The organism is Streptosporangium sp. NPDC006930 (assembly GCF_040635605.1).
Classification (GTDB): domain Bacteria; phylum Actinomycetota; class Actinomycetes; order Streptosporangiales; family Streptosporangiaceae; genus Streptosporangium.
This window is the reverse complement of record NZ_JBEYID010000008.1, coordinates 217,330-229,907: the sequence shown is the minus strand read 5'-3', so window position 1 is coordinate 229,907 and position 12,578 is coordinate 217,330. Positions and strand designations below refer to the sequence as shown.

General features: G+C 70.5%; 9 protein-coding genes. 7 read left to right on the top strand and 2 right to left on the bottom strand.

What is annotated here, in order from left to right; all coding sequences use genetic code 11:
- Window positions 1–152 precede the first annotated feature (152 nt).
- Complete coding sequence (fdxA, locus tag ABZ664_RS16915; RefSeq protein ID WP_344902423.1) at window positions 153–479, bottom strand: ferredoxin; 327 nt, start codon at window positions 477–479, stop codon at window positions 153–155.
- 160 nt (window positions 480–639) lie between these two features.
- Between fdxA and ABZ664_RS16910 the strand changes: the two genes are divergently transcribed.
- From ABZ664_RS16910 to cysS, 7 genes are all read left to right on the top strand, one after another.
- Window positions 640–840 (top strand): hypothetical protein, encoded by a 201-nt coding sequence (locus ABZ664_RS16910; protein WP_362509797.1) that lies wholly within the window; start codon window positions 640–642, stop codon window positions 838–840.
- Window positions 841–1,046: 206 nt separating this feature from the next.
- Complete coding sequence (locus ABZ664_RS16905; RefSeq protein ID WP_362509794.1) at window positions 1,047–2,108, top strand: ABC transporter substrate-binding protein; 1,062 nt, start codon at window positions 1,047–1,049, stop codon at window positions 2,106–2,108.
- A 137-nt stretch (window positions 2,109–2,245) separates the two neighbouring features.
- A complete protein-coding gene (locus ABZ664_RS16900) occupies window positions 2,246–2,998 on the top strand; it encodes a methyltransferase domain-containing protein (RefSeq protein WP_362509791.1) in 753 nt (250 codons plus the stop codon).
- A gap of 111 nt (window positions 2,999–3,109) precedes the next feature.
- A complete protein-coding gene (locus ABZ664_RS16895; protein WP_362509788.1) occupies window positions 3,110–5,695 on the top strand; it encodes a hypothetical protein in 2,586 nt (861 codons plus the stop codon).
- A gap of 3 nt (window positions 5,696–5,698) precedes the next feature.
- Window positions 5,699–7,756: a UvrD-helicase domain-containing protein gene (locus tag ABZ664_RS16890; RefSeq protein ID WP_362509785.1), complete on the top strand. Its 2,058-nt coding sequence runs from the start codon at window positions 5,699–5,701 to the stop codon at window positions 7,754–7,756.
- Between the two features lie 61 nt (window positions 7,757–7,817).
- Complete coding sequence (locus ABZ664_RS16885; protein ID WP_362509782.1) at window positions 7,818–9,647, top strand: sigma factor-like helix-turn-helix DNA-binding protein; 1,830 nt, start codon at window positions 7,818–7,820, stop codon at window positions 9,645–9,647.
- A gap of 136 nt (window positions 9,648–9,783) precedes the next feature.
- Window positions 9,784–11,172, top strand: coding sequence for a cysteine--tRNA ligase (gene cysS, locus ABZ664_RS16880; protein WP_362509779.1), 1,389 nt, complete (start codon window positions 9,784–9,786; stop codon window positions 11,170–11,172).
- An 18-nt stretch (window positions 11,173–11,190) separates the two neighbouring features.
- On the opposite strand, the gene ABZ664_RS16875 is transcribed toward cysS, so the two are convergent.
- The gene (locus ABZ664_RS16875; protein WP_362509776.1) at window positions 11,191–12,513 is read right to left on the bottom strand and encodes a helix-turn-helix domain-containing protein; all 1,323 of its coding nucleotides are present in this window, start codon (window positions 12,511–12,513) and stop codon (window positions 11,191–11,193) included.
- Window positions 12,514–12,578 lie beyond the last annotated feature (65 nt).

The following is a 12,578-nucleotide window of genomic DNA, read 5'->3' as shown; positions in this document are numbered from 1 at the left end:
ACCGGTCGGAATTGGCGTTCATGGTGATCAGCCGTCGTCTTTCACTGGAACTGGGCCTGCCGATGACGGGGCGAGGGATTTCGCCGGAACGAGGTCCGGCGATGGCGGTGCGAGGGGACGGCCGTCGCGGCCGCCCCCTCGGACACCGGCTCCTAGTGGCTCTCGGCCTGCGGAGGCAGGGCCGCGACGACCGGGTGGTCCTTCTCGATCTTGCCGACCTTGGAGGCGCCGCCGGGCGACCCCAGGTCCTCGAAGAAGTCCACGTTCGCCTTGTAGAAGTCCTTCCACTGCTCGGGAAGGTCGTCCTCGTAGAAGATGGCCTCCACCGGACACACCGGTTCGCACGCGCCGCAGTCGACGCATTCGTCGGGGTGGATGTAGAGCATCCGCTCACCCTCGTAGATGCAATCGACAGGGCACTCCTCGATGCACGCCTTGTCCAGGACGTCCACGCAAGGCTGCGCGATGACGTAGGTCACCTCGGGCTCCTTCTTCTTTACGCACCTAGGCACGACTTCGACCGCGAGTTGCTAAGCCCTAGTATTGCCGTGCCCGCCGTGTCTCTGAAACGGGAGGGGGCAAAAGCCAATGGCCTTTCATGTCAGCGCTCGCCTGAGCATCACCATAACCCCTTCCGACGTGGGCAAAAGAGTCACCACCCGGAGAAGGGTCCCCGAGGGATTTCGCGACGCGGTGGGCGAGTTGGAGTTCTGGCGGGACGGCGTGCTCGGTGTGCGCAGGCGGAACGGCGTCCTGGTGGAGATCGCCGAGGAGACGCTCGCCGCGGCGAAGGTCGTTCCCGAGTCCCCGCGGCCCCGGGGTCCCCGCACCGGCGGGTGAACGGCGGCCCAGAGACTCCAGGGGACTCCAGGGGACGTTCCGGGGACCTCAAGGGGCACCGGGGCCTCGCCGGGACGCTCGGAGCCGCTGACCGGTCAGGATGGACGCCCTCTGGGTAAGCCACTCGCCAAGACACGTGTAAGCCGTTCGTTAAGAAGCGTCGCGCCTGCTCGACCAGGGGAATGACAGCGGAGAGCATTTCGCTCGTGACCGTACGTACCAGCGCCGCAGCCGCCGTGATCCTCACGGCCACGATCGCCGGATGTGGCGCCCCGGCTCCTCAGAACGTCCAATTCCCGCCTCTCAACGTGCAGGCCGCCTCCCTCAAGGAGGGCTTCTCGACGATGGAGCGCCTCGTGGAGGCCGCCAGGCAGGAGGGGGCGCTCACGGTGATCGCGCTGCCGCGCGACTGGGTGAACTACGGCGAGATCATCGACACCTTCTCCGAGGAGTACGGGATCAAGGTGCACCAGTTGGAGCCCGACGCCGGAAGCGCGCGGGAGATCGCGGCCGCGGACGACCTCAAACCGGACGTGTTCGACCTGAGCATGGACGTCGCCGCGGCCAACGCCGCCCGTTTCGCCCCGTACAGGGTCCAGGGCTGGCAGGACATCCCCGACCGTCTGAAGGACCACAGGGGCTTCTGGTACGCCGGGTACGGCGGCTACATGTCCATCGGCTACGACCCGACCAGGGTCACCGCCCCCGCGTCCTTCTCCGACCTGCTCAAGCCGCGCCACAGCGTCGCGCTGCCCGGCGACCCCCGAGAGGTCTCCGCGGCCTTCAGCGGGGTGATGGCGACCTCCCTGCGGGGTGGCGAGGCGCGGGCGGAGCGGGGCGTGGAGTTCTTCCACCGCCTCAAGAAGGCGGGCAACCTCGCGGCCACCCCCAAGGCGGCCTCGGTCCTCGTCGACTGGGACTACAACAACACCGAGCGGGCCGCCGCCGACAAGACGTGGAAGGTGATGATTCCCGGCGACGCCGTGCTCGGCGCGTACTACGTGCAGGCCATCAACAAGCGGGCCCCGCACCCGGCCGCGGCCAGGCTCTGGCAGGAGTTCCTGTTCTCCGACAGAGGGCAGAACCTGTTCCTGAAGGGCTACGCCAGGCCCGCGAGGATGGAGGCCCTCCAGATGCGCGGCACCCTCGATCAGGAACTGGCCGCGAAACTCCCCGCCACCAACGCTAGGCCGGTGATCCTCACCATCCCGGAGATCGACACGGCGAGGGCCTACCTCCAGCGCGAGTGGTCCAGCAAGGTGAGATAGCCCTGAGGTTGCTGAGGCTGGTGAGACTGATATGTCGCGACTTCCCAGAGGCTCTAAAGTGTCTGGAGAGTACCGATAAGAGGCTTCGCGTCTCAGAATGTGAGCTGATCGTCTTGCGATACGACACCCCGAGCTTGATGAGGTGGAACGCTCGCGCCTACGACAACAGCTTCGGATACGTCTCGGCGCACGGCGCCCCGCTGGTCGACCTCCTCGACCCGCAGCCCGGGGAGCGCATCGTGGATCTCGGCTGCGGCACGGGAATGCTCGCGGCCGAGATCACCTCCCGGGGCGCCTACGTCCTGGGGATCGACGGATCGCAGGCGATGATCGAAAAGGCCCAGGCGCAGCATCCCGGGCTGGACTTCGTCGTCGGCGACGGCCGCGGCTTCACGGTGGCCGAGCCCTACGACGCGGTCTTCTCCAACGCCGCCCTGCACTGGATGGGCCAGGAGCCGGACGCGGTGATCGGCAGGGTCCGCGAGGCCCTCACGCCTGGCGGGCGGTTCGTGGCCGAGATGGGCGGCGCGGGCAACTGCGCCGCGCTGACGGCGGCACTGTCCACCGCCTGGCGGGAGTACGGGCTGCCCGAGCCCGGCCTGCCCTGGTATTTTCCCACCCCCGCCGAATACGCCACGCGGCTGGAGAAGGGCGGCTTCACCGTCCGCCTGCTGGAATACTTCGACCGGCCGACCCCGCTCGACGAGTGCCCCGGCGGGGCGGCCGACTGGGTGCGGATGTTCGCCGGCTCGCTGCTCAAGGAGGTGCCCGCGGAGATGGTCGACCCGCTGCTCCGGCGGGTGAACGAGCTGGCCGCCCCCGCCCTGCGGCGGGAGAGCGGCTGGATGGCCGACTACGTGAGACTGCGGTTCGCGGCCGTACGCCGCTGAACCCACCCAATGCGCCGAGGTAATTTGCCAGACTATGGTCTGTTCCATGAGTCTCGTTCCCCGGCCACATGGGGTGACTCGGGCGGCTTGAGGGGCTGGTGAAGGGAACGGATGAACTTCTGTCTGAGTGACCTCGTGCCGCCGCTGCGCTGGAGCGACGCGGCCACGATCCCACTTCTGCGTGAACAGCCCGACCTACCGGACGCTTGGTGGCGGAGCCTGCCGATGGCCCGCGTGCTCGCCGTGCTGGGCCCGGAGAGGCTCGCCGACATCCTCGCCTCGATCGTCCTGAACCACTGGCCCGCCGCCGCCCTGGGTGACGTGCTCCCCGCCCTGCACGTCCTGGACCCGGACGAGGCCGACGAGCCCTCCACGGCCATCGCCCTCGACCGCGCCGGGTCCTGGCCCGGCCTTCTCTCACTGACCGGCCACGACCTGCGCGACCAGCCGTTCATCCAGCCGGTCCCTCTGCTGCACGTCCTGTTCACGGCGGTCTTCACGCGCCTGGCGGTCCCCGCCCACGCGATCCCGCCGGCGCGCGCGGCCGAGTCCTCCGGGGCGGCGTCCTCCGGGGCGGCGTCCTCCGGGGCGGTGTCCTCCGGGGCGGTGTCCTCCGGGGCGGTGTCCTCCGGGGCGGTGTCCTCCGGGGCGGTGTCCTCCGGGGCGGCCGAGGCCGCCCACGAGCCCGTCGCGGACGGTGGCGCCACGCGCGAAGCCCTCGCGGACGAGGGTGCCGAGAGCGAGTCCGTCGCGAGTGGATCCGTCGCCGGAGGGCTCCGGGCGCCGGACGGCCCGCCCGCCGTGGCGGACCTCCGCGCGCAGACCGTGCCGGAAGACGCCGAGAACGTTCCCACGCCGGAGCCCGAGGCCCTCGCGCAGCCGATGGCGTTGCCGAAGCGCAAGGCCCGCCGGGAGCCACCGGTAACCGACACCCGCCGCCCCGACGAGGCCCCCGGATCGCTCTTCCAGCCCGCCTCGGCGAGGAAGAGCCCGTCGGCGAGCGCCTTCCAGCGGGAGGACGCCGACGCCTTCCCGTGGGAAGGGGCGAGCGCTTTCGTAAGGGAGGACCGGTTCGCGCCCGCTTCCGGGGAGGCGGAGCCCGCCGGAGCCGGAGCCGGACCCGCGGAAACCGGAGCCGGGTTCTTGGAAACCGGGGCCGAGCCCGCCGGAGCCGGTCCCGTGGAAACCGGAGCCGGGCCCGCGGACGTCGAAGCCGTGAAAATTGGGGACAGACCCGCGGAAACCGAGGCTGAATCCTCGGAAGTCGAGGCCGTGGAAGCCGGACCTGCGGAAGCCGGAGTCGCGGAAGCCGTCGAGCCGGACGTGGAGCCCGCCACCGAGACAGCCGAGACGGCCGAGACAGGGGACGCCCCCGAGGACGACTCCGAGGGCGACCGCGAGGACGCCTTCGCACTCCCCGACGCCCCCGAGCCGGTCGCGGAGGGCGACGAGGCCGACGGGCGCGACGAGGGTGATGACGAGGGCCGCGACGACGGCGACGAGGCCCGGCCGGTGCGGAAGAACCTGCACGCGCTGCTGGACGGCGTCTTCGCCAACGTGGAGGACAAGCGCTGGGCGGTGGCGCAGAACAGGTTGTTCAGCGACGCCCCGGCGACCGTGGAGGCGCTGGCCAAGCTCTTCGCGGTGTCTCCCGAGGTCATCCGCGGCATCGAGGCCGACCTGCGCCGGGAGCTCGCCGAGTGGGTCGCCTCCGACGAGGCCGCCCCGTACCGGGAGCACCTGGAGGGGGTGAAGGAAATCCTCGGCAAGGCCGCGCCGAGAGAGCGTCTGATCAACGCGGCCGAGTGGCACACCGGGGAGCTGCACTCCCTGGACGTGCCTGCCTGGCAGTTCGTGCTGGCCACCCTCCCCGGCTACCACCTGGTCGACGAGTGGCTGGTGGAGGGCGACATCACCGAGCTGCGCCACCGTACCCGCGACATGATCAGCGGTGCCAAGCCGCCGCTCACGATCAACAAGGCCCTCGACATGGTCTCCTCGCTGGGCATTCACCCCGAGGTGTCCAAGGAGTGGCTGGAGAACGTCCCGCAGCTCCGCATCCTCGGCGCGGGCGAGCGGTCTCCCCAGCGTTCGAACGGCGCCCCGGCCCTCACCGTGGAGAAGCCGGCCGAGGGGATCGGCGAGCCGCCGGGCGGCGGGGAGCCGAGGAAGGCCCCGTTCCGCCCGCTGAAGGACGTCTCGCTCACCAGGCGCTGCTTCCGGCAGCCGGACGGCCGCTGGTGGCTCAGGATCGACGTCACCGAAGAACACCTCGGGGGCATCGAGTGCCCGCTGCCCAGCGGGTTCGCCGCCTACCTCGGGATGTCGCCGGGCGAGGGCCGCACGGTCAGCAGCGCGGTCGGCGAGCTGGTACTCAGCTGGCACGACAGGCCCGTGCTGGAGTCGCTCAGGACGCTCCTGGAGGACGTGGGCGCCAAGGAGGGCAGTCACCTGTTCCTCACCCTGTCCGACGAGGGGGTCCTGCGGGCCAGGCACCTGCCGCTCGCGGGCGAGGAGGTGGAGACGACGGCGCGGGCACTGCGGCTGGTCGGCTACACCGCGGCGGGCGGCACTCCCGAGCAGGCGAGGCGGGTCATCGCCACCCGGGTCGGCATGACGGGTCCCGTGGGCTTCCCGGAACTCCTCACCAGGCTTCGAGAACGCGGGGACCGCGATCTCCTGTCCCTGTTGGCCTGACCCATGCCCCGCCTCGCCATCTCCCCCGACTTCCCCGTCGAACTCGGCGCCCTGGCCCAGCCGGTGCGCAGGGACATCGTGGTCTCGACGCGCAGATTCCTTCAGAACGTGGCGGGCGCCCCGCACCCCGAGCGGGTCAGGGGGGCGAGGGACCCCCGGGTGGCCACCCTGTGGCTGGCCGAGCGGCACCGGGGCGTCGTGGTCAAGCAGCGGGACGTGTACTGGCTGCTCACCGTGCTGCCGGACGCGGAGGCGTGGGCGTACGCGCAGCGCTACCGGTTCGGCGTGAACACGGCGCTGGGCGTGGTCGAGATGTGGGACGCCGAGGCGCTGGACCGGGTGCGGCCCGCGGTGCGCAGGGCGGCCGAGGCGTCCGCGACGCGACTGTTCGTCGACATCTGCGACAGCGACCTGGCCGAGCTGGGGGTCGACGGCCGTTTCCTGCCGCTGGTCAGGCAGATCACCGACCAGCTCACCCTGGAGGCGCTGGAGCCGCTGCTGCCCCCGACGCAGTACGAGCCGCTGGCGGCGCTCGCCAGGGGCGAGTCGATGGCCGGGGCGTGGCGGGAACTGGAGAACTGCCGCGCCGTCGCCGCGGGCCCCGAGCCGATCAATCCCGAGGACTTCGGCGCCGCGCTCGTGCGCAGCCCCGACCGCGCCGTCTTCGTCGACGATCCGCGCGAGCTGAACCGCGTGCTCGACGCGCCCGGCTGGTGCGTGTTCCTGCACCCGCCGCAGCACCGGCTCGCGTACTGGGAGTCCTACCAGCAGCCGACGCTGGTCACCGGCGGCGCGGGCACCGGCAAGACGCTCGTCGCCCTGCACAGGGCCGCCTACCTGGCCAGGCGCGCGAGCGGGCAGATCCTGCTCGTCACCTTCTCCCAGGGGCTGAGCGCCGAGCTCGCGACCAGGCTCGACCTGCTGATCGAGGACGAGGTGGTCCGCAAGCGGATCGAGGTCGGCAACGTGGACCGGCTCGCCCACCGCGTGGTCGCCGAGGCCGAGGGGCGCCCGCCCTCGCTGATCGGCGCCGCCGAGCTGACCGCGCTCTGGGAGGAGACCGAGACCGGTCACAGCCCGGCGTTCCTGCTGCGCGAGTGGGAGCAGGTGGTCCTGGCGCAGAACCTGCGGACCCTGGACGAGTATCTGGCGGCCCCCCGCCCCGGCCGCAGCGTCGAGCTGTCCGGCGAGGAGCGCGCCTCCGTGTGGAGGGCCGTCGAACACGTCACCGAGCAGTTGCGGGCACGCGGCAAGCGGACCCTGCTGCAGCTCGCCTCCGAGGCGTCGGTGCTGCTCGGCCAGACGACGGGGGACCTGCTGGAGGAGGCGGAGCCCGCGCGGGAGCCGTACCGGCACATCATCGTGGACGAGGCGCAGGATCTTCACCCGGCGCAGTGGCGGCTGCTGCGGGCGGCGGTGCCGCACGCCCGCGACGACCTGTTCATCGTGGGCGACCCGCACCAGCGCATCTTCGACACGCGGGTGACGCTCGGCGCCGTGGGAATCGACGCGATCCAGCAGCGTCTGCGGGTGTCGTACCGGCTCCCACGGGAGATCCTGTCCTGGGGAGTCCGATTACGCGGGGGCGGTCCCGCCGACGGGCTCGTCAAGGGTGTGCAGGAGCTTTACGGCTTCAGGGGCACCCGGCACGGGCTCCGGCCGATGGTCCGCGCCTACGATTCACCGCAGGACGAGCTAACGGGTCTGGTGGCACAGGTGGGACAGTGGGTGAATGAGGGTGTGACGCCCGAGGAGATAGCGGTGGCCGCCAGGACCGCCGGCCTCGTGCGTGACGCACGGGCCGCTCTGCGTGATCTGGGGGTACGGGTGACGACGCTGCACGGCATGAAGGGGCTGGAGTTCCGCCGGGTCGCGGTGATCGGCGTGACCGAGGGGATCGTCCCCGACCTCGACTCCCTCACCCCGATCGGTGAGGACCCCGCCGCCAGGGCACACGACCTCCAGCGGGAACGCGGCCTGCTGTATGTGGCCTGCACCCGGGCCAGGGAACTTCTTTACGTTTCTTATTACGGACGGGCAAGTCCATTCCTTCCTACCTGACCACATAGTCTGAACTGCGGATATATTCCCCTTTGCCGGTTGGACCTCAATGAACCTCAGTTTGAGCGACATCGCGCCACCTCTGCGCTGGACCTCTCCCGGCCAGGTGGCGCCGATCGCGACCGACCCCCGCCTCCCCGAGGCGTGGTGGCAGGCGCTCCCGCTCGACACCGCCTGCTCGACCATCGGGACGTCCGAGGTGGCCGGCCGCCTGGCCGACCTCGCCCTGGCGTGCTGGGGCCACCTGATGCTCGGTGACGTCCTCCCCCTGCTCAGGTTCGCCGACCCCGCAGCGAGCGCCCGCACGCCGGAAGGGCTCGGCCGCGAGGTGGTGCACAAGCTGTTCACCGGGGTGCTGGAGCGGCTCCTCGAACCGGTCACCGAGGAGAGCGTCACCAGGATGCGCCCCTCCCGGCCCGACCGGCCGCTGCCCGAGCTGATCGACGAGGTCTTCGCCGCGCTTGACGAGCGGCAGCGGGCCATCGCCAGGGACCGGCTGTACGCCTCCCAGCGGGCCACCCTCGACGACCTGGCCCAGCGGTTCTCGGTCACCAGGGAACGCATCCGGCAGATCGAACGCGACCTGCGCGACCACGTCGAGGCCTGGCTCGCCAAGGAGGACGCGGCGCCGCTCATCGCCCACGTGTCGTGGCTGCGGGGCCGGCTGGGCTCCGCCGTGCCCGCCGACGACCTCGCCGCCGCCGTACCGTGGCACCGCACCGAGCTCGCCACGCTGGGCATCCCCTCCTGGCGGTTCGTACGGACCCTGCTGACCGGCTACGAGCAGGTGGACGGCTGGCTGGTCGCCGGGGGCGCCGACGAGCTCAGGGAGAAGACCCGGCAGTTGTTCACCGACGGGCCCCGCCCGATGGACGAGGCCGTGACGCTCGCCAGCCAGCTCGGCATCCGCGAGGACGTCGCCGAACGCTGGCTCATCGCGGTGCCCCAGCTGCGGGTGCTGGAGAACCACGTGGTGCCCTGGCCGCGCAGCGTCAACGACAAGGCCGAGGCCGTGCTCGCGGTGGCGGGCGGCCCGCTCACCCCCGAGGAGATCCAGGAGCGCATCGGCGAGGACTACAGCCTCGTCGGCATCCGCAACCAGCTCACCGCCGACGACCGTTTCCTGCGGGTCGACCGGAACAAGTACGGGCTCGCGCGCTGGGGCGGCGAGCAGTATCTGGGCATCCGGGAGATGATCGTCCGGGAGATCGAGCGGGCCAACGGCGAGGCGTCGGTCAACACGATCGTCACCAACCTCACCGAACGCTACGACGTGAGCGAGAGCTCGGTCCGCGCGTACGCGGGCGGGCCGGGCTTCGAGCGTACGCAGCGCGGGTGGATCAGGGTCGCCGGAGCCGAGCAGGCCGACTACCAGCCGCGCAGGGACGTCTCCGAGACCCGGCGCTGCTTCCGCAGCCGCGACGGGCGCTGGTGGCACCGGGTGGACGTGAACGCCGAGCACCTGCGCGGCTCGGGCTCGCCGCTGCCGACCGGTTTCGCCGCGCACCTGGGCATGGCCCCCGGCGGCCAGCTCACCGCCGCCACCCCCTCGGGCGACGTGGTGATCAGCTGGCACAACCAGCCGACGATGGGCTCCATCCGTCCCGTCCTGATCGCCGCCAACGCCTCCGAGGGCGACCACGTCTTCCTCACGGTCTCCGACGGCGGCGAGCTGCTCACCCGCTACCTGCCCGCCGCCTCGCCGACCCTGCCCGCCCTGAACCGGGCACTGCACCTGATCGGCTACACGGCGCCGGTGGCCTCCGAGGCGGAGGGCATCCGCCTGATCGGCGCCCGCATCGGCCTGTCGGAGGGCTGCACCCGCGAAGAGGTGATCACCCGCCTGCGCGACCGGGGCGACCGCGAGATCCTCGCCTTCCTCGAAGGGTGATCTCGCCGTACCCCCGGGTACGGGCGCGGCCACGCGCCCAGAAGGCGGGTGCGGCCGCGCCCGTACCGGCTCCGGTCGCGCCCGGGGCGGCTCACGCGCCGTGGGATCGGGCGCGATCGTTGCGTAGGCTCGACACATGCTGCGCCTGTATGACACACGGAATCGCCGGGTCGAGCGGATCGTCCCCGAGGGGAGCCGTTCCCTGCGGATGTACACCTGCGGCCCGACCGTCTACAGGTCGGCCCACGTGGGCAACCTCCGCTCGTACCTGCTCGCGGACCTGATCAGGCGGGTCAGCGAGCGGCAGAAGGTCCGGGTGGTGGCCTGCCGCAACATCACCGACGTCGGGCACCTGGTGGACGACACCGAGATCGACCCCTCCGGCGAGGACAAGGTGCTCGCCCAGGCCAGGGCCGAAGGGCGGAGCGTCCTTGAGGTCGCGCGCTTCTACGAGGACGCCTTCGTGGCGGACACGACCGCGCTGAACATTCGCCCGCCCGAGCACTCGCCCCGGGCGAGCGAGTCGATCGACCTGATGATCGAGATGATCGCCAAGCTGATCGAGAAGGGGCACGCGTACGCGACCCCCGACGGGTCGGTCTTCTTCGACGCCGCCTCCTTCCCGACGTACGGGGAGATCTCCGGCAACCGGCTCGACCAGCTGAGGCCGGGCCACCGGATCGAGGCCGTCGACCCGCGCAAGCGCTTCCACGCCGACTGGGCGCTGTGGAAGCCCTCCGAGCAGGGACTGACCTGGGAGACCCCGTGGGGCCGCGGCTTCCCCGGCTGGCACATCGAGTGCTCGGCCATGTCACTGCACTTCCTCGGCGAGAACATCGACCTGCACACCGGCGGGATCGACCTGCGCTTCCCGCACCACGACGACGAGCGCGCCCAGTCCGACGCCACCGCCGGGCACGAGGTGGTGCGGCACTGGGTGCACGGCGAGCACCTGCTCTTCGACGGGCGCAAGATGTCGAAGTCCACCGGCAACGTCGTCCTGCTCAAGGACGTGGCGGACGCCGGTCTCGACCCGCTGGCCGTACGGCTCGCGCTGCTTGAGCACCGCCACCGCCAGCAGATGAACCTCACCTGGGACACCCTGCGGGCCGCCGACAAGACCCTGCGGCGCTGGCGCGGCCAGGTGGCCGAGTGGTCGGAGTCGCCGAGCGGCCCGATGCCCGCCGACCGGGTCTCCAGGATCGAGGCCGCCTTCGACGACGACCTCGACACCCCGCTCGCGCTGCGGCTCATGCGCGAGCTGGAGCGCGACGGCTCGATCGCCCCCGGTTCGCGCTTCGAGGCGTTCCTGCACCTCGACCAGATCCTCGCCCTGGACCTCTCCCTCGACATCGGCAAAGCGGTCAGGCCGAAGACCCTGCCGGAAGGCGCCGCCGAGCTGCTTGAGCGGCGCTCACGAGCCCGCGACACCAAGGACTGGGCCGCCTCCGACCTCCTCCGCGACGAGCTCGCCGCTCTCGGCGTGAAGGTCGTCGACACCCCCGATGGCCAGACCTGGTCCTGACGGTCAAGGGAATCCAGCTCAGGCCGATCGGTCGCCCGTCGTCAGAACACGCAGTTCCCGGGCGGCGGGCAACTCACGAGCCTTCTCAGGAGCAACGGCCAGCACGATGCGAGCCGTCGCCTTGACCCGTGCGTCCCGCCGTGCGACCGGGAGCGCCTCCACGAGTCTCAATGCCTGTTGTGCGCCCTGTTCCGGGTCCGTCCGGGCGTGCAGTGCGGCATTGTGCAGGGCGATGGTGACCCTCGTATGGTTCTGCGACGGATAGAGCTCTTCGGCAGTGTTTTGTGCGTCATTTGCCCGCTTGGCGTCTCCCGCGAATGTATAGATCAGGCTTTGATCGAAGTACATCCAATGGGGATCCAGGCCAACGCTTTGAGACGGCAGCCGAGAGAACACCTCCTCAGCTCGACGTAGTACGGCGACCGCTTCGGCGTAGCGGCCCAGCATCGCGAGAGTCTGAGCCTCGGCGCTGAGGGCGATCACGAGTGGCGTGCTGGGGTGGTCTCCGGCGAGACGACGAGCGCGCTGAGCCGCGAGAAGCACGTCAGCGAGGTCTTCGTCTGGATCTGTTCTTCGGTAGGCCGCTTCACGGCCTATCAGCCACGCGGCCAGCAAAGTATCTCCGGATCGTTCGCTCAGCGTCCGCGTCTTCGCCCACCACCTGTGCGCCTCACGGCGGTTTCCCAGGTCGAACCACTTTCCGGCGATCAAGGCCGCATGACGTGCGGCGGCATGGGCGAGATCGCTCCGTACTGGCTCGGGTTGCATTCGGCTCAGGTGAGGAGCCATGTCAGTGAAGTCAGCGGCGAGCGCGGCAAGGACCACAGCGGGCGGGTCAACATACGCCTGTTTCGCGTGGATGTCGGCGGCGTCCTCCCAGTCGTCGATCATCTCCTGCGACACGCTCGCACCGGAGATCCGAGGTTCGGACGCCTGCCAAGCGTCAGTCAACGTGGCCAGTACGGGCGCGACCACGCCACCAACGGCGACGGTGGCGGCATCCCGCATGAGTCGTCTGCGCTCCATGTCCTCTCCCTCATCCAACTTTGAGGCCTTTGCCTCGACGGTGCCCTTCCGTGCCTGATCGGCGTCGGCCATGGCCACACGCAGTGCCTGCGCCATGAGTTCGCCCCCCGCTTCGAGTTCGGCGTCGAGGGCCATGATCGCCTCGACAGGCGGGCGGTTCTTCCCCTGCTCCCACTTGCCGATCAATGAGAAGTGCCATCGGACCCGCTCGGCGAGATCACGCAGGCTCAGCTCACGACGCTCCCGCCACGCTCGCAGAGCGTGGCCGAACTCCTGCCACCCCGCCGAGGCATTCACTGTTGATTGTCCGGCCATGTCTGTCCTCGTGATCCGTCGCATGCGTCGCACGGGCATCAGCGCGACAGGGTGTGCCTTTCCGC

What these genes read in the sequence shown, in the direction of transcription:
- ABZ664_RS16900 (WP_362509791.1), top strand. Translation starts at nt 2,246, where the DNA reads ATGAGGTGGAACGCTCGCGCCTACGACAACAGCTTCGGATACGTCTCG.
- ABZ664_RS16895 (WP_362509788.1), top strand. Translation starts at nt 3,110, where the DNA reads ATGAACTTCTGTCTGAGTGACCTCGTGCCGCCGCTGCGCTGGAGCGAC.
- ABZ664_RS16890 (WP_362509785.1), top strand. Translation starts at nt 5,699, where the DNA reads ATGCCCCGCCTCGCCATCTCCCCCGACTTCCCCGTCGAACTCGGCGCC.
- cysS (WP_362509779.1), top strand. Translation starts at nt 9,784, where the DNA reads ATGCTGCGCCTGTATGACACACGGAATCGCCGGGTCGAGCGGATCGTC.
- ABZ664_RS16875 (WP_362509776.1), bottom strand. Translation starts at nt 12,513, where the DNA reads ATGGCCGGACAATCAACAGTGAATGCCTCGGCGGGGTGGCAGGAGTTC.